General features: G+C 62.5%; 13 protein-coding genes. 3 read left to right on the forward strand and 10 right to left on the reverse strand.

The features are described 5' to 3' along the window. Position 1: 1 nt before the first annotated feature. The gene (locus B5G16_RS04715; protein WP_087261708.1) at positions 2-916 is read left to right on the forward strand and encodes a transporter; all 915 of its coding nucleotides are present in this window, start codon (positions 2-4) and stop codon (positions 914-916) included. 178 nt (positions 917-1,094) lie between these two features. Here B5G16_RS04715 and B5G16_RS04720 read toward each other — a convergent pair whose 3' ends face one another. From B5G16_RS04720 to B5G16_RS04750, 7 genes are read right to left on the reverse strand one after another with little or no spacing between them, the layout of a single operon-like run. Continuing rightward, positions 1,095-1,775, reverse strand: coding sequence for an ABC transporter ATP-binding protein (locus B5G16_RS04720; protein ID WP_087261710.1), 681 nt, complete (start codon positions 1,773-1,775; stop codon positions 1,095-1,097). Positions 1,776-1,813: 38 nt separating this feature from the next. Further along, positions 1,814-4,219, reverse strand: a complete 2,406-nt coding sequence (locus B5G16_RS04725; RefSeq protein WP_087261712.1) for an ABC transporter permease — start codon at positions 4,217-4,219, stop codon at positions 1,814-1,816. A 17-nt stretch (positions 4,220-4,236) separates the two neighbouring features. Further along, positions 4,237-6,636, reverse strand: coding sequence for an ABC transporter permease (locus B5G16_RS04730; protein ID WP_087261714.1), 2,400 nt, complete (start codon positions 6,634-6,636; stop codon positions 4,237-4,239). A gap of 6 nt (positions 6,637-6,642) precedes the next feature. Beyond that, positions 6,643-9,006, reverse strand: a complete 2,364-nt coding sequence (locus B5G16_RS04735; RefSeq protein WP_162612015.1) for an ABC transporter permease — start codon at positions 9,004-9,006, stop codon at positions 6,643-6,645. A gap of 4 nt (positions 9,007-9,010) precedes the next feature. Next, positions 9,011-11,401, reverse strand: coding sequence for an FtsX-like permease family protein (locus B5G16_RS04740; RefSeq protein WP_087261718.1), 2,391 nt, complete (start codon positions 11,399-11,401; stop codon positions 9,011-9,013). A 12-nt stretch (positions 11,402-11,413) separates the two neighbouring features. Next, complete coding sequence (locus tag B5G16_RS04745) at positions 11,414-12,676, reverse strand: efflux RND transporter periplasmic adaptor subunit (RefSeq protein ID WP_087261720.1); 1,263 nt, start codon at positions 12,674-12,676, stop codon at positions 11,414-11,416. Positions 12,677-12,698: 22 nt separating this feature from the next. Further along, the gene (locus B5G16_RS04750; protein WP_239405965.1) at positions 12,699-14,129 is read right to left on the reverse strand and encodes a TolC family protein; all 1,431 of its coding nucleotides are present in this window, start codon (positions 14,127-14,129) and stop codon (positions 12,699-12,701) included. A 260-nt stretch (positions 14,130-14,389) separates the two neighbouring features. Between B5G16_RS04750 and B5G16_RS04755 the strand changes: the two genes are divergently transcribed. Together B5G16_RS04755 and B5G16_RS04760 are read left to right on the forward strand one after the other, a co-directional pair. After that, positions 14,390-15,751, forward strand: coding sequence for a sigma-54-dependent transcriptional regulator (locus tag B5G16_RS04755; RefSeq protein ID WP_087261726.1), 1,362 nt, complete (start codon positions 14,390-14,392; stop codon positions 15,749-15,751). Further along, the gene (locus B5G16_RS04760; RefSeq protein ID WP_087261729.1) at positions 15,748-17,058 is read left to right on the forward strand and encodes a sensor histidine kinase; all 1,311 of its coding nucleotides are present in this window, start codon (positions 15,748-15,750) and stop codon (positions 17,056-17,058) included. The genes B5G16_RS04755 and B5G16_RS04760 overlap by 4 nt, the downstream gene beginning before the upstream one ends. A gap of 183 nt (positions 17,059-17,241) precedes the next feature. Here B5G16_RS04760 and B5G16_RS04765 read toward each other — a convergent pair whose 3' ends face one another. The 3 genes from B5G16_RS04765 to B5G16_RS04775 all read right to left on the reverse strand — a co-directional run bounded on the left by B5G16_RS04765 (position 17,242) and on the right by B5G16_RS04775 (position 21,555). Further along, positions 17,242-18,135 (reverse strand): BACON domain-containing protein, encoded by an 894-nt coding sequence (locus B5G16_RS04765; RefSeq protein ID WP_162612016.1) that lies wholly within the window; start codon positions 18,133-18,135, stop codon positions 17,242-17,244. Positions 18,136-18,170: 35 nt separating this feature from the next. Further along, positions 18,171-20,000 carry a C10 family peptidase gene (locus tag B5G16_RS04770; RefSeq protein ID WP_087261733.1) on the reverse strand — a complete coding sequence of 610 codons (1,830 nt, stop codon included), beginning with the start codon at positions 19,998-20,000 and terminating at the stop codon, positions 18,171-18,173. A gap of 127 nt (positions 20,001-20,127) precedes the next feature. Continuing rightward, on the reverse strand, positions 20,128-21,555 hold the full coding sequence (locus tag B5G16_RS04775; protein ID WP_087261735.1) for a BACON domain-containing protein: 1,428 nt from the start codon (positions 21,553-21,555) through the stop codon (positions 20,128-20,130). Positions 21,556-21,587: the final 32 nt, after the last annotated feature.

The following is a 21,587-nucleotide window of genomic DNA, read 5'->3' on the forward strand; positions in this document are numbered from 1 at the left end:
AATGCATCTGCTCGAAGAGTTGCACCGCAACGTAAGGACCATCGCCATGCCGTCGGCCATGGTGGCGGGGGCGTTGCTGTGCCGACCGATTGCGGCCCTCGAAACCGCCAGCCATCAGATGATCACGCCGACGCTGATCTTCCTGATGCTCTTCGTCACCTTCTGCCGCGTCAGCCCCAAACAGATGAAGCCCTCGATGCTGCACGTCTGGCTGCTGGCGTTTCAGATCGTGGTCTGCATCGCGGTCTACCTGTTGCTGCGGCCGCTGAACGACGTCGTGGCGCAGGGTGCCATGGTCTGTGTGCTGGCGCCCGTGGCGATGGCTGCGGTGGTCATCGGCGGCATGCTGGGTGCCAACGTCGCCACGATGGCCACATACAGTCTGGTGTGCAACATGGCCATTGCGCTGGTCGCTCCCGTGATCCTCACCTTCACCGGGACGGGCGAGTGCACCTTCGCGCAGATCCTCGCACGGATCGCCCCGCTGCTCGTCGGGCCCTTCGCCGCGGCGCAGTTCTGCCGCTTCGTCTTCCCGAAGCTGGCGAAATGGATCGGCGACCACGGCCAGATTTCGTTCTACATGTGGCTGATGTCGCTGTTGGTGATCATCGGCCGCACGACCTGCTTCATCATCGACCTCCACAACGCTTCGGTCTCCACAGAATTGTGGCTGGCCTTTGCGGCGCTGGTGATCTGTCTGGTGCAGTTCAAGGTCGGGCGCGTGCTGGGCCGCCGCTACGGCGATCCTCCCGCCGGAGGACAGTCCCTCGGGCAGAAGAACACCGTGCTGGCCGTCTGGATGGCGCAGTCGTTCCTGAATCCCATCGCCTCGATTGCCCCCACGGCCTACATCGTCTGGCAGAACTTCGTGAACAGTTATCAGATCTACAAGAAGGATAACCAGAGGCATGAATAGCGGATTTTCCTGTGAAAATCCTTTTATGTCTGTTTAATAATAAGGGCAACACCGGTCAGGTGTTGCCCTTTTAGCAAACGACGTGTTGTACGAGTTTTATTTCATTACGCCTGAATCGGTGTCTGAATCCCGAGGGATTCGATTTATAAGATTATTGTAGCTTGCTTTCTGTTGACGCTTACATGCGGTTGGTGAGGTCCTTGACCAGCTCGCCGTCGAACAGGTGCAGCACGCGGTGGGCGAAGGTCGAGTCGTACTGCGAGTGGGTTACCATGATAACGGTCGTCCCTTCGCGGTTCAGCTCCGAGAGGAGCTCCATCACCTCGCGGCCGTTCTTCGAGTCGAGGTTTCCGGTGGGCTCGTCGGCGAGGATCAGCTTCGGGTTGGCCACCACGGCGCGGGCGATGGCCACGCGCTGCTGCTGACCTCCGGAGAGCTGCTGCGGGAAGTGCTCGGCGCGGTGCGAGATGTTCATACGGGCGAGGATTTCGTTTACGCGGTGCTTGCGCTCCGAGGCCTTCACCCCCAGGTAGATCAGCGGCAGTTCGACATTCTCGAAGACGTTCAGTTCGTCGATGAGGTTGAACGACTGGAAGACGAAGCCGATGTTGCCCTTGCGGAAGCGCGTGCGCTCCTTTTCGCGCAGCGTGGCCACCTCACGGTCGAGCAGCCGGTAGCTTCCCGAGGTGGGGTTGTCGAGCAGCCCCAGGATGTTGAGCAGCGTCGATTTGCCGCAGCCCGAGGGGCCCATGATGGCGACGAACTCGCCTTCGTTTACGTCGAACGACACGCCGTTCAGCGCGATGGTCTCGATCTCTTCGGTACGGAAAACCTTGCGGAGGTTCTCTACTTTCAACATGGACATAAAAGATGATTTTTAAAAGTTTGCTGTTTCGATTATTCGGATTTTACGGAGTCGGCGGGGTTTTCGCCGGCCGTGCGCCACGAGCAGAAGGTCACGGTCCCGATCGTCACGAGCAGTACGGCGACGAAGGCCGCGGCGAAGACCCACCAGTGGATCGGTGTGCGGTAGGCGAACGACGCGATCCAGCGGCGGACGATCCAGAGGCTCAACGGTGCGGCGATTACGAAGCTGACGACGACCAGCCGGATGTAGTGGCGGTTGAAGAGCCGGAGGATTTCCGCCGTTGTGGCGCCCATGACCTTGCGCACGGCCACCTCGCGGCGGCGGTGCTGCGTCTCGAAGAGGACGATGCCGAAGACCCCCATCAGGGCGATGACCACCGAGAGCAGCGTGAAGAGCCCCACGACCGTGGCCAGCCGCCGCTCCTTGGCGTACTGCTCGCCGAGCTCCTCCTCGAAGGTGCGGATCAGGATCTCGCCCGGCGTCAGATGCGGGTCCGTCTCGGCGATGCACCGCCGCAGATAGTCGGCCACACCCTCCACGTCGGCCTCGGGACGGTAGCGCAGGTAGAGCAGCTGCGAGGCGCGGCCGCCTGCATTTTGCGACATCTCTTCGGGAATGACATAGAAGACGAAGGGTATGATATCGTATTGCATCGGCCGGAAGTGGAAATCCGCGCAGACGCCCACCAGCGGATCGGTGCCGCAGAATCCGCCGATCTCGTCGCCCAGTTCGAATCCGTATTCGCGGCGGGCGGCCTCGTTGCAAATCAGCATGCCGGTCTCCTTGTGTTCGTCCGTTTCGAGGAAGTCGCGCCCGTCGGTAATGGCAATACCCATCATCTTCGGGAAGTTCCAGCGGACGATGTAGGCCTGCATGCTGACCCGCTGCCCCTTGTAGTTGCGGCCCCACGACATGCGGTTGACACCTACCAGACGGCCTTCGGCTCCCGTAACGTCGACCACGCGCGGGTCGGTGAGCAGGCGGTCGCGCAGGGCGTCGTAGCCCAGCGCAGCCTTTTCGGAGAGCTGCACGGCCATCAGGTTGCGGCGGTCGAAGCCCATCTCCTGCCGCAGCATGAAGTTGTGTTGCAGGAGGATGAATCCCGTGGCGACGATCAGCCCCAGCGAGATGGTGAACTGGAAGCCCAGCAGCAGCGTGCGCAGCCGCCGGCCGCCGGCCGTACCGGAGAAGGAGCCCTTGACCACCATGGCCGGCGGGAACGAGGTGATGTACCACGCCGGATAGTGGCTCGCCACGAGGGCCATGACGACTGCCACGGCAAGCAGGACGCCGATGACCGGGAGGTTCTGCGCCAGGTTCAGCGGTGCGGAGATGTAGCTGGCCAGCTCGGTGCTCTGGATGGCGAAGGCCAGGTACCAGGCCAGCAGCAGGGCGATGACGACCAGCCCCACGGCCTCGAAGACGAACCCGAAACGCAGCGAGGCGTTCGGGGCGCCGAAGACCTTGAAGGTATTGACCGTGCGGATGCGGACGGGCACCAGCGCGAAGAAGAAGTTGACGAAGTTGATGAAGGCCAGCGCAATGACCAGCAGCGCGATGCCCAGCAGCGTGTAGGTCGTTACGAGCGACCCTTGGGCGCACGGCACGCGGCTGTCCTCCTCGAAGTAGAGATCGCGGATGCACGACAGCCGGAAGGGTTCCGTTTCGAGCTGGCCTTCTTCGTTGGCCTCACCGGGATACATCTCCACGAAGAGCCGCTTCCACTCCTTGATGACCGTCCGGAGGTCGGTTCCGGGCTGGAACCGGACGTAGTAGTTGTAGCTCCACTCCGAGGGGTCGTCGATGCACCGGTCTCCCAGATCCATGGCCATCTGGCACTTGGCCATGAGCGAATTTGCGGGGAAATCCTCGAAGACGGCCACCACCTCGCGGGCGTTCTCGGCCGTGGGCTGGTCGATGTTGCACCAAATCATGTCGCCGACACCGACACCGAGCTGTTCGGCCGTTGAGCGTGAGATGATGACGCTCTGCGCGCGTTTGAGGTCATGGACATCCCCTGCCACGGACTTGAAGTCGAAGACGTCGAGCAGCGGCAGCGAAATGGAACCCGTATAGATATTATTGAAGCGGTCGTAACCCATCTTCGAGGCATTCTCGCGCAGCACGGTCATAGGGCCGAAGCCGCCCCAGGTGCAGCCACCGGATTCAACGGCCGAGGTCGAGGTGATGAACCGCTCGACCATGGGCCGGCAGAGCCACGACTGCCAGGCGCCGGGCGTGTACCAGTCGGTGGACTCGACCAGATAGATGCGTTCCGAGTCGCGGAGCGTGCGGTTGTAGGTCATCTCCCAGCGCACCTGCACCAGGATGATGTAACAGGCCGTGAAGGCGAGCGTCAGCCCGACGATGTTGAGCAGCGACGAGGCCTTGTAGCGCCGCAGCGTGGTGAGGAAGTTTCGCAGTGCGATTTTCATATGCGGGGTTGTTTCAATTATTCGGATTTTACGGAGTCGGCGGGGTTCTCGTTGGCCGTGCGCCACGAGCAGAAGGTTACGGTCGCCGCTGTGACGAGCAGCACGGCGACGAAGGCTGCGGCGAATACCCACCAGCGGATCGGCATCCGGTAGGCAAACGTCCCGAGCCAGCGGTCCACGGCCCAGTAGCCGGCCGGTGCGGCAAGGAGGAAGCAGACCGTAACCAACGTGACATAGCGCCGGTTGAAGAGGCGGAGCACCTCGCCGGTCGTGGCGCCCATGACCTTGCGGATGGCCACCTCGCGGCGGCGGTGCTGCGTCTCGAACAGAACGATGCCGAAGACGCCCATCAGGGCGATGACGACGGCCAGCACCGTGAAGAGCCCCACGATGGTCGTGATGCGCCGCTCGCGGGCATACTGCATCTCGATATCCTCGTCCATGAAGCGGATGTCGGGCGCTTCGCAGTCGGGGTCGAAGCGCCGGGCCGTCTGCCGGATATGGTCGCAGGCGGCGTCGGGATCGGCACCGGCCGTCAGACGCACGTAGAAGGTGCCCATGTCGCCGGAGACGGTCACGAAGGCGAACGGCACGACGGGGTATTGCAGCGGTCGGAAATGGATGTCGGGACAGATGCCGACCACCACGCCGTCGTCGAGCCGGAAGCCGAGACCGGCCCCCTTGCGGGCAAGCAGGTCGTTGACGATGTAGTGCCACGTCGTATCGCGGTCGTACTCGGGCTTGAAGCCCTCACCGGCAAGAACCGGGATGCCCAGTACTTCGAGGAAGTTGCTGCGCACCGGGCGCACGTGAATCATCACCTCCTCGCCGGCAACCTCCCGGCCCCAGAGGGAGTAGTTCCCGACGACGAACGGCCCCTGGCCCGCGGTGACGCCGACGATCCGGGGGTCCTGTTTGAGGGCCGAAGCGAACTCCCCGAAGCGGTCGGCACGGGAGAGCCGCTGCGAATTCGTCTCGAAGGTAAGCACCCGACCGTGTTCGAAGCCCAGTTCGAAGCGGCGCACGTAACGCTGTTGCAAAAGCGTGCAGAGCGAGAAGACGATCAGTCCGATGGCGATGAAGAACTGCACGCCGAGCAGCGCCGTGCGGAAGCGGCGGCCGGCCGTCGAGCCGACGAACGACCCCTTGGCGGCCATCGCCGGATTGAACGAGGTGATGTACCAGGCCGGGAGGCTTCCGGCGACGAATGCCGCCGCGAACGAGACGCCGAGCGAAATGGCCAGCACGGGAAGGTTGTCGCCCAGTGCGAGCGAACTGCTGACATACGAGGCGAATTCGGTGCCTTTCAGCGCAATGGCCACATACCAGGCACAGAACTGTGCCAGGAGCATGAATCCGAGGGCTTCGAACAGAAAACTGAAACGCAGCGAGCGCGTCGGAGCTCCGAAGACCTTGAGAATGTTGACCGACCGCAGCCGCACGGGTACCAGCGCGAAGAAGAAGTTGACAAAGTTGATCAGGGCAATCAGGATGACGAGCACCGCGACGCTCAACAGCGAGCAGGTCAGCGTGGACGACCCGCTGGGGAAGGTGCCCATGCCGTCGAAGACCCGACGGTCGAAATAGAGCCTGTCGAGCGGCACCAGCAGACAGTCGCGTCGGTCGTTCCGTTCCTCTTCGCTGATCTCCTCGCCCCAGATCGGAGCCATGCGCTCCATGTAGGCGCGGTTGTTCTCCGTGTGGATCTCCTCCCAGCGGCGGGCCACCGCATCGGGGTCGGCCCCCGCGCGCAGGCGGACGAAGTAACAGTCGTTCCAGTAGCCGGAGTCCATGTCCCGGTCGCCGACGTCGGTCACGGCGACGATGTGCGCGAAGGAGCTGTTCGCCGGGAAATCCTCATAGAGGACCACCACCTCGTGTGGGTCGTCGGTCCGTTTGCCCTCCCGGTCTCCGAACCAGAGCAGGTCGCCGGCATGCAGGCCGAGCCGCTCGGCCTGCGAACGCGCGAGAGCTACGCCGTGGGGCTGCGTCAGGGCCTGCAAATCGCCCTCGACGACCCGCATTCCCACCGTCGCAGGGAACCCCGTTGAGACGGAATTGACAGACATCCGGAAACGGCGGAACTCGCCCTGGCGCTTCACCCAGACGGGCTGGTCATGGCGCCAGGGGCGGATGCAGCCGCCGGCCTCGATCTCGGGCGAGCGGGCGATGAGCTGTTCGCCGTCGGGCCGTGTCGAACAGATCGAATAGCCCGTCTCGTCGAACGGCGAGCGGGGCGCCACAAGGCAGATCTGTCCGGCGTCGGGGATGGCGCGGTTGAAGGTCATCTCCCAGCGCACCTGCACCAGAATGACGTAGAAGGCCGTGAAGGCGAGCGTCAGCCCGATGACGTTGAGCAACGACGAGACCTTGTAGCGCCGCAGCGTCGTGAGGAAATTATGGAAGGCGATTTTCATCGTAAATTATTCTGTTTTGATGCGGTTTATCGGATTCTCTGTGGCCATGCGCCGGATCCGGAGCAGCAGGATGACGAGAACCAGACCGATTACGGCGGCCGCTGCGCCGGCGAAGATCCACCAGCGCAGGGCGATGCGCTCGACGAAGAGTTCCAGAAGGCGCGCCAGGACGAAATAGCCCGCCAGCGTCCCGGCTGCAACGGCCGGAAACGTCAGCGCCGCCGTGCTGCGGGTCAGCAGTGCGAAGATGTCGGCGGCCGAGGCGCCGTTGACCTTGCGGATGGCGATCTCGCGGCTGCGGCGGCGCATCTCGTCGCCGAGATATCCCGTGAGCCCCACGAGGGTGATCAGCAGCACGATACTCCCGGCCAACAACGTCAGGTCGTGTACCCGGCGCTCCGTGCGCAGCGTCTCGTCGATGAGCGTGTCGAGAACGCGGATGCGGTAGTTGTCCGCGGTCTCGAACGCGTGCAGTTTTTCCGAGACGGCTTTCAGCACCTCGGGGGTTATCTCGTGGAGCCGCAGGCAGAGGTTCGTATGTCCGTACGCCCGATCTTCCCGGGGCATCCATTCGTTCAGGTTGTGCAATACGATGGGTTCGACGAGACCCGAAGCCACCTCCGTGCGGAAGTCGTGCACGACACCCCGGATCGTGTGGTAATCTTCGGGCGCCTGACCCGAGGAGTTGCAGATCCGTCGTCCGAGGGCCCCCTCCGGACTCCATCCCCGCAGCCGGCAGTAGGTTTCGTTCACCAGCACGTCGCGCGGAGCACTTTGCAGGGTGAAGTTGTCGCCGGCGATCAGGCGCATGCCCATCGTCGCGAGGTAGTTCTCGTCGATGAAGTTGATGCGGCAGCCGAAGAGCATCTCGCGGGTTGTTTCGTCGTAGCAGGGCTGTCCGCTGTAACCCCATACGGGGAGCTGGGCCGTCGCGCCGGCAGCCTCGACTTCGGGCATCGCCGTGAAGGCCTCCTCCATGTTGCGCCACTGGGCGCGCGTACCGACCGGACTCATGGAGACGACCCGTGAGGCGTCGAATCCGAAATCGCCGTAACGCAGGCGGTGGAGCTGCATGGAAAATCCCGTAAGCAGGACGAAGGCAACGGTTACGCAGAACAACTCGACTCCAAGCAGCAGGCGTTTCCACCAGCGGCGGTCGGAACTCATGCCCCGAAAGGCGATTGTGAGTGGTATCGCGGCAAAGAGTTGTGCGGGGAGAAACCCTGCGACAAGGAACGCGAAAAGCACGACGGTCAGCGGCACCCAGATGTGCGCGGGGGCGAAGAGCGCCCCGAGCGGCGTGTCGGTCAGCGTTGTGATCTGCTGCTGCAATGCCCAGATCACGAAAACGGCGATCAGCAGGGAGGCGGCAATGAGGATCAGTGTCTCATGCAGGAAAATGGCGAGCACGTCCCCGCGGCGGGCGCCGTTGCAGCGCAGCATGGCGAAGGTCTTCGCGCGGCTGGCGAGCGACGAGATGGAGAGCAGCACGTAGTTCATCACCCCCACGAAGAGGATCAGCAGCGCCAGCGCCAGGAGGATACGTGTGGTCTGCACGAGCGTGGAGCCGGTCTGCGCCGAGCGCGTGACGGGCAGCAGCAGGTAGTGCGAACCGAACTGCTCGATGCGCTTCGTCAGTCCGTGCCGTTCGAAGAGGGCCGGAAGCAGCGCCTCGACGTCGGCGGGCGTCTGGCCCGGACGGAGTTTGAGATAAGTAGGGAACGAGTCGCCGCCGTCCCAGCCCATGTAGAAACTGCCGGCGAGGGCGTCGAAGGGGATCAGGGTGTTGAAGCTCCCGAGGTGGGTGTTGCGGGGCGGATCGCGGAAGATTCCCACAACCGTGTGGGGCGTGGCGTTCTCGTACAGGACGATCTGCCCGATCTGCCCGATCGGGTCGCTCTCGCCGAAGATCGTGCGGGCAAACGACTCCGAGAGCATCAGCTTGTCGCGTCCCGTGAACGAGGCCATGTCGCCCTTTATGAGTCCGAAGTCGAGCACGCGGAAGAACATGGAATCGACGGCTACGATTCGTGCGTCGTATGCATGGTTGTCCCGGCAAAGTTCTTGTTCGAAATTGCCTCGCAGTCGCGTTGCTGCTTCGATGGCCGGGATCTCCTCCTGAAGGGCCGGACCCAGCGGGGCGATCATCGACGGGGAGATGTTGCCCTCGTCGTCGAAATCCCAGATCTGATAGATACGCGCGACGTCGGGGTAGAAACGGTCGAAGGTCAGCACATAATTCACATAAGAGAAGACCACGATGCTTACGGTCAGCGCCAGCGTCAGCGAAACGAGCCGGGCGAGGTTGCCGCCGCGCGGTTTGAGGAGATATCTGAATGCAAAGAGAATGTTGTGCATGGAGTCGGGCATTGGGTCAGTTTTTGAGCGATGCGACGGGGTCGGCATCGGCTGCGCGGCGGCTCTGCCACCCGACGGAAAGCAGCGCCACGACGGCCGCAAAGAGTCCCGCGGCAAGGAAGATCCACGGCGAGAGTGCGATGCGCACGCTGTACTCCTCCAACCAGCGCCGGAGCCCCCAGACGGCGATCGGCACGGCGATGACGAAGGCTGCGCCCACAAGCGCCATGAAGTTGCGCACCAGCCGCGTGAGCATCTCGCGGCGCGAAGCTCCGAAGACCCGGCGCACGGCGATCTCCTGTCGTTTCTGCTGGATGTAGTAGGCCGCCATGGCGAAGAGCCCCAGCGAGGAGATGAGCAGGGCCACGAGGGTGAAGATCCCGATGATGTGCAGCAGGCGCCGTTGTGCCGCGAAGTCGTCGGCAATCGCGTCGGTCAGGTAACGGGCTGCGAAGGAGCCGCCGTCGGTCGTCCGGGCGAAGAGTTCCTCGACGGCGCGGTAGGCCGCGGCATGATCTCTGCGGGTCTTCACGAGGATGTTCCAGGGCTGGAATCCGTCGGGATCGTTCACCTCGCGCAGCAGCACCGAGGTCGGGGCGTCGAGCGCCGTGCCGACCTGGAAGTCGCGGTAGATGCCCGCAACGACAACCGGATAGGAGAGCTCCTCGCCCACCTTGAATTCGGGGGCATCCTCCGCAATGCCCAGTTCGTGCAGGGCATACTGGTTGATGTGCCAGACATTCGAGGCCCAGAAATCGCGGGATGCGCCACTCCCGGCCGCGACGGCCACATGGTTGTCGCGCAGCCGTTCGAGGCCCAGGATCCGGAAGTAGGTCGAGTCGCCGATGAAGACCTGGAACGAGACCATCCGGTCGGGTCCATACGCGATGGTATTGTTGTTGCCGCGGTCGTGGGGCGTCCCGCATCCGAGTCCGACGGCTTCGATTTCAGGCAGGGAGCGGAGTTCGTCGCAAAAGCGGCGTATGGAGCTCCGGTCGGGGAAAATATCGGTCCCGATATTGAGGATGTCGTGCGTCTCGTAGCCCAGCGGGGCATTTACCAGATGGCGGATTTGAAGCTCAATGGTGATCGAGGCGGCGAGCAGTACGATGGTAATGACATTTTGCAGCGCGATGAGCACCCGGCCGTAGACCGTCTTGGCGTGGCGGCGGAAGGTGCCGCGCACGATGTCGATGGGCTGGTAGCGGGCCACGAGCAGTGCCGGGACAAATCCCGAGACTACGCCCAGCACGATGACGGCGAGCAGGCAGCCGCCGGCTGCCGGCCATGAAAGGTCGTCCCAGACCGCGACCTTCGTGCCGAGGAGTTGCGAGGCCCACGGGACGAAAAGTTCCGCAATGCACGAGGCGATGAGCAGCGCGGCGGCGCAGAAGAGCGTCGATTCGAGTACCCATTTGAGGAAAATGTTGCCGCGCGGGGCGCCCAGCAGCCGTCGGGCCGCCATCTCGCGGGCCCGGAACCCGGCCTGCGCCACCGTGAGGTTGATGTAGTTCATCACGGCGAAGACGAGCACCACCAGCCCCACACCCAGCAGTATGTAGAGAAACGAGCGGCTGCCATGGGCCAGTTTGTTGGTGTTGTTGACCGGCTCGAAGTAGAGTTCGCGGAGCGGGACGAGCCGCACCTGCGAGACGACATTGCCCTGATACGGCCAATAAATCTCCTTGAAGAAGGCGAGCATGTCGGGGACTTTGGCTTGCAGGTCGGCCCCCCGGCGTTCGAGCAGGAAGGTCACGCCGGCGCCGCTGTTGGACATGCGTTCGTCGTTGGCCGCATTGGTCTCGGTGATGCGCTCGGCCCGCATGACGATATCGGCCGCGGGGATCGCCGAGCGCTCGATGTCGCGCATCACGCCGCTGACGACGTAGGTGCGGTCGTCGTTGTCCAGACGGAGCGTCTGTCCCAGCGGGTCGAACGTCCCGAAGACCTTGCGGGCGAACGACTCCGAAAGGACGACGTTCTCGCGGGCGGCGAGCGCCTCCTCGCGCGCGCCTTCGAGCAGCGTGAAGTCGAACATCCGGAAGAAGGTCGTGTCGGCATAGAGCACCGAGGCGAGGAACTTCTGACGGCCGATCTCCACGGGCGTCGAGCCTGCATCCGAATCCTCGAAGAAGGCTACCGAACAGGTGGATTCGATCTCCGGATAGCGGTCGCGGAGGTGTTTTTGGAGGTAGTAGCCGCTGGCCGCCGACTCTTCGGAGCAGACGGCATAGATGCGGTCGGCCCTGGTCTGGAACCGATCGACGGTGAACTGGCGGACCGTATAGTCGGCCACGAGCAGCACGAAAGCCAGCGCAAGAGCCAGACCGATGAAATTGACGGCCGTATAAAGACGGTTGCGCCCCAGGAAGGTGAACCACGAACGGAGATCCAATTGCCGGAACATGGGCGAAGAGACTTATTTGTTGAGAATCAGCACGTCGTTGGCGCCGTAGTTTTCGTAGCCCGAGACAATGACGCGCTCACCCGGCTCCAAACCTTCGAGCACCTCGTAATACTGCGGATTCTGGCGCCCGATGCGGATTGCGCGCTTGTAGGCCCGGTCGCCCTCGGGCGCGAGGACGTAGATCCATGCACCGCCCGTCGTCTGGTAGAACGACCCGCGGGGGATGATGACGGCGTCGGTCGGCTGGCCCAGTTCGAGGTGCAGGTAGTAGGTCTGGCCGCTGCGGATGTTGCGCGGATGGGCCCCCGCGAAGGTGAAGTCGGCACGGAACTGCCCGTTGCGCACCTCGGGGTAGACCTTCCGCAGGCGCATCGTGAAGGCGGTGTCCTGCCGCTCGAAGGTGGCGTCGAGCCCCGCCCGCACGCGGTCGATGTAGCTCTCGTCGATCTGCGCCTCGACCTTGTAGTCCGACAGGTCGTTCACCTGCCCGATCTTCTGCCCCGAGGTGACCGACTGTCCCAGCACGACGTCCAGCAGGCCCACTTCGCCGTCGATCGGCGACTTGACCTGCAAGTTGTCGATCCGCTGGCGGATGAGCTGCATGTTGCGCTTCATGTTTTCGAGGTTGTCCTCCATCTGCCCGATCTGCACCGTGCGGTAGAGCGAATCCTGCACCTGCCGCTCGATGTTCAGCTCGCGCTTCTTCGCGGCCAGCTCGTAGTCCTCCTTCGACTGCAACCACTCCTCGCGGGCGATCAGGTTGCTGCGGTAGAGCTCCTCGTTCTGCTGCCAGGTGCGGCGCTTGCGCTCGACGTCGAGGTCCAGCTGCACCTTGTCGAGCCGCAGGTCGAGCTTCTCCTGTTCCATCGAGATGAGCGTGTTGCGCAGGATGTTCTGCTTCTCGGCCAGCTCGGCTTCGCTGTTCAGGATTTCGAGCGTCAGCGACGTGTTGCTCAACTCGACCAGTACGTCGCCCTTGCGGACCGAGGCGCCTTCCTCGACGACGAGCCGCTCGACGATGCCCGCTTCGAGGGGGCTCAACTGCACGGTCGTGATGGGCTGCACCTGCCCCGTGACGCGGATGTAGTCGTTGAACTCGCCGCGGGCGACCGCCCCGACCGAAATCGTCCGGGCGTCGATGCGCAGCGTCGAGGAGTGGTCGCGCAGCAGCAGCCACAAGACCAGCAGCAGGAAAATAGCGCCCGCGAGGTAGGGAACTCCCCGCCGGGTGAAGAGGGCCCGGAAGCCGCGTTTCTTTTCAATGCGAATATCCATGATCGTGTCGTTTTGTCCGGGTTTATCGGATCAGCGGCTCGCCGTTGTAGTAGGCCACCATCCGCACTTTGAGAATGTACTGCAATCGCGCGCGCAGCCGCTCCGAGCGTGCTTCGAGCAGTTTGTCGGCCGCCGTCTGCAAGTCGAGGGCCGAGACCATGCCGCGCTCGTACTTGCCCGAGACGGCCTCGTAGGCCAGCCGCGCGGCATCGCTCTTCTTCGAGGCCTGCACGAACTCCTTGCCGTAGCCCAGCATCTGCTGGTAGGTCTGCGCCACCTCGTTTTGGAGTGTGCGGAGGGTCTCCGTGCGGTTCTGCTCGGCGATGCGCCAGTTGTTGCGCGCGCGGTTCACCGAGGTGCGGCGCGTGAGTCCCCCGAAGATCGGGATCGACAGCTGGGCCGAGACGTAGAAGCCGCGGTTGTCGCGGAACTGGTTGGAGAACGAAGGGTAGAGCGACCGGTCGTCGAGATTCATGAAGAAGTTGGTCGAGTAGCCGCCCCCGACGTAGAGAGACGGATAGAGGTTGCCCTTCGCCACGGAGAACTGTAATTGCGAACGGCGCACGTCGTGCCGGGCCGCCACGGCTCTGGGGTTGTTTGCCAGCGCGTTGTCGAGCACCTCGCCGAAGGGGGCGACGCCGGCCGGCGTCTCGATTTCCAGCGTCGTGTCGACGCGCAGCGGCCGGTCGGCAGGGTAGTTCATTGCCTCCGCCAATGCGATCTCGGCCAGCGCGAGGTTGTTCTCCTGCTGCGTCAGGAGGTAGTCGTCCGAAGCCTGCTGCGACTCGATCTCCGCCACGTCGGCAGCGCTCTTCAATCCCAGTTCGAAGAGCTTGCGGCTCTTCGCGAGCTCGGCCGTACTGGTCGCTAACTGCTCGCGGGCCAGCCGCACGCTTTCGGTGTAGTAGACCACGTCGAAATAGGCCTGCATGGTTTTCAGGGCGATCTCGTCGCGGGCCAGTTGCAGCTCCTCGACCCCCTGCATCCGCATGACACGGGCGGCGCGCACCGTATTGATGCCCGTCAGTCCGGCGAAAACGGGAATTTGCCCCGAGACGGAGTAGGAGTTGTCGAAGTTCGAGACGTCGGTATAGGTGTTGGTCTCGGGATCGACCGAACGTCCGAAGCTGGTCGAGGCGCCGACCGATCCGCTTACCGAGGGGACGAGTGCGGCGATCGATTCGATATAATCCTGCCGGTAGTTGCGGTTCGCATAGTCCTGACGGCGGACGGCGGGGCTGTGCCCGACGGCATAGCGCATGCATGCTTCGAGCGACATCGGTGCCGGCTCCGCGACGTTCGGAGCCTCCGTCACGGAATCGGGGTGCTGCGGCACGGCTGCCGAAGCAACGGCCGCCGAGTCGGCTGCGGCACCTGCCGGCGTCGGCATGGCCGCAGACAACCGGAGTGTCCAGAAAATAGACACCAGAGGGATCAAAACCGTTCTTTTCATACGGGTTTCGGACGTTTGTTCTTTTGCCACGGAACCGTGCCAACCCCGTGCCAAAACGCGCAACTGGCTTACATACAGCAGAAAGCATTTTGCGTCAAGCCTCCGGACTGTAAAAAAAGTTTACAGTGCCGTAAAATATCTGGACGCATCGGATCTTTTTCCCTTCGAAAACACTAATTTTATCGCACCGAAAACCCGGAACCGCCTCGCCGGAAGCCGAGCAATACGCTTCCAGGCGCCTTCCGCCAATACTGAAATATATGGCCAAAGAAAAAGAGGGAACCCTGCTCGTCGTCGATGACAACCGGAGCATTCTGTCTGCCGTCCAGCTGCTCATGGGTAACTATTTCGCGCGCGTGCTGACCCTTCCGTCACCCAACCAGCTCCTCACGACGCTGCGCCGCGAGCCCGTGGACGTCATCCTGCTCGACATGAACTTCTCGGCCGGCATCAACACCGGCAACGAGGGCTTCTACTGGTTGCAGGAGATCCTCCGCAACCGGCCCGACATCAAGGTGGTGCTCTTCACGGCCTACGCCGACATCGACCTGGCGGTACGGGCCATGCGCGACGGTGCCGTGGATTTCGTCGTCAAGCCGTGGGACAACGAACGGCTGGTCGCCGCCTTGCAGGGGGCCTACAATCTTTCGCGTTCGCAGCGTGAAGTGAAGCAGTTGAAGGAGATCAAGCGCGAACTGACCCAGGAGGAGCCGATGTTCTGGGGTACGAGTCCGGCGATGATGCGCATCCGTGAGATTGTCGAGAAGGTGGCGGCCACCGATGCCAACATCCTCATCACGGGCGAGAACGGCACCGGCAAGGAGATGCTGGCGCGCGAGATCCACAACCGCTCGGCCCGCCACGGCGAGCTGATGGTTTCGGTCGATATGGGGGCCCTTCCCGAGACGCTCTTCGAAAGCGAACTCTTCGGCCACGTCAAGGGGGCCTTCACCGACGCCCGTGCGGACCGGGCCGGGAAGTTCGAGGTCGCCGACCGCGGCACGCTCTTCCTCGACGAGATCGGCAACCTCCCGCCGCACCTGCAATCGAAGCTGCTGACGGCGATTCAGAGCGGACGGATCGTCCGCGTGGGAAGCAACACGCCCGTCAAGGTGGACATCCGCCTCATTGCGGCCACGAACCGCGATCTCTACGGCATGGTGGCCGGGGGAGCGTTCCGCGAAGACCTCCTTTACCGCATCAATACGATCCACATCGACCTGCCGCCGCTGCGCCAGCGCCGCGAAGATATTCTTCCGCTGGCCGAAGGTTTCCTGCGCCGCTATGCCGCGAAGTATGCGAAGCCGATCGGGGGATTCGACGCGGCGGCCGTGCGCGCGATGCAGGAGTACCCTTGGGCGGGCAACATCCGCGAGTTGCAGCACACCATAGAGAAGGCCGTAATCCTCTGCGACGGCTCCGCCATCGCCCCGTCGACGCTCCTGCTGCGCCCGACGGCCGCTCCGGCTCCCGGGGAGGGATTCACGACCCTCGACGAAATGGAGCGCTCGATGATTGCCCGGGCCGTGGAACGCTGCGGCGGCAACATGACCGAGGTGGCCCGACAACTCGGGATCACGCGCCAGACGCTTTACAACAAGATCAAACGCTACGGACTATGAAACTCCCCAAAGGCATCGCATACGGGCCCATGGCCGCCCATGCGGGGTTGCTCGCCGCCGCAGCTCTTGCCGGCGGGTGGCTTGCAGCACAACGTCTCTACCCGCTGCTGCTGGTCAGCGTGCCGCTCATGACGCTGGCGTTTTTTCGGATCCTGCGCTGCTACGGCGATTCGGTGCGGCGCGTTACCTTCATGTTCAACGCCATCGAGAACGACGACCTCACGTTCCGCTTCAACGAGGACCCTTCGAAAGTCGACAATACCATGCTCAACGCGGCGCTCAACCGCATCAAGGAGATCCTCTCGCGGACCAAGTTGCGGGCCGAGGAGCGCGAGCGTTACTACCAGCTCATCATGGAGAGCGCCCAGACGGGGTTGATTACCGTCAATGATACGGGCAGCGTCTATCAGGCCAATAGTGAGGCTTTGCGGGTCTTCGGCCTCCAACAGCTGAACCATATCCGGCAGTTGGAGGGTTCGGCTCCCGAGGTGGCGCGGGCTTTGTCCGCCATCCGTCCCGGCGAGAAGCTCCGCGTGTCGTGCACGACCGAAACGGGCGAGATGGCCCTGACGCTGGGATGTGCGGAGATCACGCTCGAGGATCGACACCGGCGGGTGATCTCCGTGAGCGACATCAACAGCGAGGTGAGCGAAATCCAGGTCGAGTCGTGGAGCAAGCTCTCGCGCATTATGACCCACGAGATCATGAACTCGCTGGCGCCGGTCACCTCGCTCAGCGACACGCTGCTCCATATGGACCGGCCGCTGGATGCGGATGTCGAACGGGGGTTGGAGACCATCTCCGCCACGAGCCGGCGGCTGATGACCTTCGTCGAGAACTATCGGCGTTTCACGCGGATTCCGGCACCGCAGTGCGAACCCTTCGAGGTGCGCGAACTCGTCCGCCAGGCCGTGGTGCTGACCTCCGCCGAGAACGACCTGCGGATCCATGTCGCTGTCGAGCCGGCCGGCACGATGATCTATGCCGACAAGGTCCTGCTGGGACAGGTGGCCGTCAATCTGCTCAAAAATGCCCGCGAAGCGATCGCCGGGCGCACCGACGGAGCGATCGAGATCCGTTCGCGGATCGATGCGGCCGAGCATGTCGTCATCGAGTTCAGCAACAACGGCGGGGCCATCCCGACCGAGGTTGCCGAAAATATCTTTACCCCTTTCTACACGACCAAGCCCGACGGCTCGGGCATCGGATTGAGCCTCTCGCGGCGCATCATGCAGCTCCACGGCGGTTCGCTGCGCCTGACCTGCAACACCGACCGGCGGGTAACCTTCACCCTGCAAATCGGGTAAGAGAAAATTTGTCGGATTCAAATCCGCCGATCTGTAAAAAAGAGCTATTCCGTCAGGAATAGCTCTTTTTTTAACGGTAGTGCGAGGAGTCGGCTTGCCTTTTGTCGATTGTCTGCATCGACTTGCATGACGAAAGCCTTCGTTTTCGAAAGGCTTCGTATTCCATGCTGCGGCCCCGGAGCGTCAGAACTGCGTCAGGTCGATCTTCGTCACGTTGATCAGGTCCGAAACCGAAACCTCCTCGGCCCCCGACGTCTCGATGGTCACGATGTGCGTCCCTGTCTCCTGATAGGTGTGGGTCAGCGACTCGCGGTACTCCTCCTCCGTGCCGTCGCCCCACGATACCTTCCCCGGCAGGAATCCCTCTCCGAGAATGTACGGAACCCGGAACGTCGGATTCGAGTGTGTGATGTGGAGCCAGTTCATGTTGTCACGCGCCTGCTGGCGGATCGTGATGACCTGCTCCACATCGTCGGCCGTGAGGCGGATCGTTGCTTCCCGCGGCTCCGACTTCGGGTTGGGGTCGATGATGAAGTACAGCGTCTTCCCGACAAGACCCCGGACGGACGCCGACGTCGTCCGGCGGATCCATGTCTCGGAGAGCTCGATCCGGAAATCGACGTTCGCGTTGACCTCGAAATTCAGTTTCCCGCCCGTCGCTGCGATCGGATAGCTCTCCTCCGCAATGAGAATGGCGTTTTTCTGCATCTGCGTCAGGGTGAATGTCCGGCTCAATCCGAACGTCCGGTTGGTGAAGACGATGCGTGCCGTGCGGTTGTCGTAGTCCTCGTTCGGATCCGCCTCGAAGCGGTGGAGACCCGTCTCGGACGTGCCGGAGGTGACTTCGCGCAGCCACTCGGGGGCGTCGGGCAGTTCTACCGTGTAGTCGACGTTGCACTGCACCTCGACCGTAAAGGGTCCGCCCTGGCTGCCGATGGTCTGTTTGTCGGTCGTGAGCGTCATTTTCGCTCCCGTCGTTTTATCGTCGTCCGTCTGGCTCTTCGAACATCCGAACAGCACGAAGACCAGAACCGGAAGCAGAAGTCCTGCAATATGGAACAGGGTATCTCTTTTCATGGTGTGAACTTGCTTGGATGGTTTCTGTCGTAGATTCATTCGTTGTCGGGAAGGGCGATGAGCAGCTCCTTGCGTTCGGTCTCCTTTTGCAGGATGAGCCGGTAGGTGCCGCCCGGAAGGGTCGAGGTGTCGATGCGGATCTCCTGCCCCTCGGCGTTGCACGAAGCGCTGCAATCCGTGCCGTCGGATGTCTGCAACGTCGCCGTGACGCCCTCCTTCACCCGCAGCCGCATCATGTGCTCCGTTTTGTTGTAGGTCAGGCTCGTCGACTCCTCGATCGTGTATTCGTCGGCGAGGAGATACTCCCAGACGCAACCCTCGTCCTCATTGCCCCGTACGACGGACCAGTCCGTACCCGTATCGCTGATATAGAGTGCCCGGATGCGGTAGCCCGGAAGAAACGTCATGTTGATCTCGAACGGAGCGTTCATGGTGAACCCTGCTCCCGGATTATAACCATCGACTCTTCCTTGTGTAATGCTATGTATGACCTGGCCCTCCCGGTCCGTGACGGCCAGCTGACACCGGCCGGAGAATACCGTGCTGCCGAAGTTGCCGATGGCTCCGGCATGGATCCAGACTGTCTCGCCCTGGGCAATGTTGCCCTCGATCGAGATGCCGTTGTAGGTCCGGCCCTTCTCTGTATCGTCGTATTCGAAGAACCGCAGCTCCGTGACGGGCTCGTTGCCGGCATCGGGCTGTATGCCGACGATTGCGTTCTGACCGTCGTTGTAGTGGTCCGAGCCGCCGATTCCCTGCCCTTCGGGGTCGAGTGCCGTCAGCAGGAAATAACCGTTGCAGTAGCCGCTCCATCCCCAGTTGACGCTGTAATAGTTGGTGTCCGTGTAACCGTCGAGGATGAACGCATGCCCCGATTGGGAGTTGTAGCCGGAGTAGATGATCGGCCGGTCGTTGTCCAGTTCGTTTTGCAGGAGCTCGTTCCACTCCCGGGTCGAGTAACTGATGCGGGAACGCCAGCGGGTCTGGCGGTCGTAGCCCATGTGGTTGATCAACAGGTTCGGGATGTCGCTGCTGAATGCACCGGTGCCATCCGGTCCGAAGTCGGATTGGAGCATGACGGCGCAGTCGCGCATCAGCGTTGCCACGGCCGTCGCTTCGATCTGGGTAAATTCGGTGTATTCGTAGTCCGTGGTACCCTGATAGGAGTAAGCGTATTTCAGCTTCATGTTGGCCCAGTCGTAGGCATGGCCCAGCGTAACTCCCGGAACCGATATGCCGTAGCTCCCGGTGGTATAGGACGGCAGGGTGCCCGTGCCCCGTTCCGGCCACTGGTGGTAGCGGATGGCGATGGCCATGGCTGTGGCCGTACATCCGGTATAGGTCCGAGTTCCCTGATAGGTCGGGCACAGCCGATTGTAGGGCTCGTCCTGGTTCCAGAGTGCGGTTTCGAGCTTGACCACGGTGTTGCCGCTGCGCGTCGCGGCCCAGGCCTGCGTGACGCTGCTCTCGGCCTTCAATCCGGCCGCACGGGCCTTGTTCACGGTCTCCCGGAGCCCGTCGAGCCACGCTTGCAGGTTGGACGGCAGCTTCCCCGACGGGAATTCGCTGTCGAAGGAGTAGCCCAGTACGGGCATGGCCACGTCGTCGCCCGCGACGATGACGAAGCCCGGACCGGCCGTGTTGTCGAAAACGTAATAGGCGGGATCCGCTCCCGTGGAGCGGGTGGCGCTGTTTTCACTGTCGCGCACCAGCTGCCACGAGGGGGGCACCCCTCCCCGAGTCGCAGGGGCCGATTGCCAGAACCGTGTGGCGGCCTGCCGGGCCTGTTCGGCCGTGATCTCCCGGGCCGGGAGGGTACCCGTCCCGAGCAGCGCCGGCAATAACAGAAGGAAAAGTCTTTTCATGAGTGAGTGAGATTGGGTGAATTCAGGATGGGGTCGTTCGGATGTCGGAATGTCAGATTATGAAACCCTGTCCGGCATGAGTTGTCCCATGTCGGACAGGCCTGTTCCGAGTCCGGTCGAGGGTCGGTCAGAACTGCGTCAGGTCGAGTTCCGTGATGCCGATCAGGTCGGGGAGCGTGAACATGGTGGCGCCCATCATCTCGATGGTCACGGTGTGTGAACTTCCGCTCCGGTAGGTATGGGAGAGCCCTTCCCGGTACTCCTCCTGTGCACCGTCGCCCCACGAGACCGTCCCGTAGAGAAACATGGACGAACCGGTGAAGGTCGGAATGGCGAATGCTCCATTCGTGTGTGTGATGCGGAGGATGCCCGTACCGTCGCGTCCCGCCTGATAGACTTTTATGGTCTGCTCCATGTCGTCGGCCGTCAGACGGATGGTCGCTTCGCGCGGATTCTCGTTCGAATTGGCATCGACGGTGAATTTCAGCGAACGTTCTTCCAGCGCGCGGGTTCCCTGCGATTCATGGATCCACTCCTCGGAGGTCGTGATCTTGAAATCGACGTTCGTATTGACCTTGAATTCCAGTGTCCCGGCTGCGGCGTCGAGCATGTATTGCTCCTTGGAGACGAGGATGGCGTTGCGCTGCATCTGCGTCACCGTCACGGTCTGGCTTATGCCCGATTCCGTGTTGGTGAAGACGATGCGCGTGCTGCGGCTGTCGTAGCTCTCGTTGGGGTCCGCTTCGAACCGGTGCGTATAGGTCGAGAGCGTCCGGGTGGTGATTTCCCGCAGCCAGTCGGGCTGGTCGGGGAGCTGGATGTCGTAGGGAATGTTGCTGCGGAGCTCGACCGTAAGGGTGCCGCCGTTGCTTTCCACGATCGGATTCTCCTCCGTGAGGATGATCTGGGGCTCCTCGCCGTCCTGATAGACCGTGACGGTCTCCGTCAGATCCCGGCTCTGGATCTCGATGGTTCCGATGCGGCTGCGGGCCGAATCGTTCGGTTTGACCTGGAAGTGGAGCTGGGTGGTCTCCATGGCCCGCGATTCGATCGGGATCAGCCAGTTGACGGCATCCTCCGCGATTTCATACTCGAAAGAGATGTTGGCGATTACCTCCACGGTGATGTTGTCTCCGGCCTGTTTCACCTCGAAACGGTTCTTCGTGACGGTCAGGGCATTCTCCTGTTTCTGATAGAAGACCATCCGCTCGGTGGTTGTGCCCGAGTGCAGGATCAGCGTGGCGTTCCGCTCGCTGCCCGAGGAGTTCTTGTCGGTATGGAGTGTGACCGTGGCCTCTCCGGCATCGCCCTGACTCGGGGAGACGCTGCCCCAGGTCTGGTCCACTTCGGCGGTCCAGGCGGCCGTCGAGTGGAAGGTGATGAAGACATCCCCGCCCTCGGCCTCGAAAATGGGCGACATGGTGGTCAGGGTGATAATGCCGTTCCCGGGAGTAGCGCCCGGATCCTCCGCCGAATGCTTCTTGCAACCTCCCGACAAGACGATTGCCGAGAGCAGGAGGCCTGTAAGGTATGGTATGATGGTGTGTTTTTTCATGATCGGGTCCTTCTTGGAATGGTATTGTCGGA

It is taken from the genome of Alistipes sp. An66 (assembly GCF_002161445.1).
Lineage (GTDB): Bacteria > Bacteroidota > Bacteroidia > Bacteroidales > Rikenellaceae > Alistipes > Alistipes cottocaccae.

What these genes read in the sequence shown, in the direction of transcription:
- B5G16_RS04730 (WP_087261714.1), bottom strand. Translation starts at nt 6,636, where the DNA reads ATGAAAATCGCCTTCCATAATTTCCTCACGACGCTGCGGCGCTACAAG.
- B5G16_RS04760 (WP_087261729.1), top strand. Translation starts at nt 15,748, where the DNA reads ATGAAACTCCCCAAAGGCATCGCATACGGGCCCATGGCCGCCCATGCG.
- B5G16_RS04740 (WP_087261718.1), bottom strand. Translation starts at nt 11,401, where the DNA reads ATGTTCCGGCAATTGGATCTCCGTTCGTGGTTCACCTTCCTGGGGCGC.
- B5G16_RS04715 (WP_087261708.1), top strand. Translation starts at nt 2, where the DNA reads ATGCATCTGCTCGAAGAGTTGCACCGCAACGTAAGGACCATCGCCATG.
- B5G16_RS04735 (WP_162612015.1), bottom strand. Translation starts at nt 9,006, where the DNA reads ATGCCCGACTCCATGCACAACATTCTCTTTGCATTCAGATATCTCCTC.
- B5G16_RS04755 (WP_087261726.1), top strand. Translation starts at nt 14,390, where the DNA reads ATGGCCAAAGAAAAAGAGGGAACCCTGCTCGTCGTCGATGACAACCGG.
- B5G16_RS04775 (WP_087261735.1), bottom strand. Translation starts at nt 21,555, where the DNA reads ATGAAAAAACACACCATCATACCATACCTTACAGGCCTCCTGCTCTCG.
- B5G16_RS04750 (WP_239405965.1), bottom strand. Translation starts at nt 14,129, where the DNA reads ATGAAAAGAACGGTTTTGATCCCTCTGGTGTCTATTTTCTGGACACTC.
- B5G16_RS04745 (WP_087261720.1), bottom strand. Translation starts at nt 12,676, where the DNA reads ATGGATATTCGCATTGAAAAGAAACGCGGCTTCCGGGCCCTCTTCACC.
- B5G16_RS04725 (WP_087261712.1), bottom strand. Translation starts at nt 4,219, where the DNA reads ATGAAAATCGCACTGCGAAACTTCCTCACCACGCTGCGGCGCTACAAG.
- B5G16_RS04720 (WP_087261710.1), bottom strand. Translation starts at nt 1,775, where the DNA reads ATGTTGAAAGTAGAGAACCTCCGCAAGGTTTTCCGTACCGAAGAGATC.
- B5G16_RS04765 (WP_162612016.1), bottom strand. Translation starts at nt 18,135, where the DNA reads ATGAAAAGAGATACCCTGTTCCATATTGCAGGACTTCTGCTTCCGGTT.
- B5G16_RS04770 (WP_087261733.1), bottom strand. Translation starts at nt 20,000, where the DNA reads ATGAAAAGACTTTTCCTTCTGTTATTGCCGGCGCTGCTCGGGACGGGT.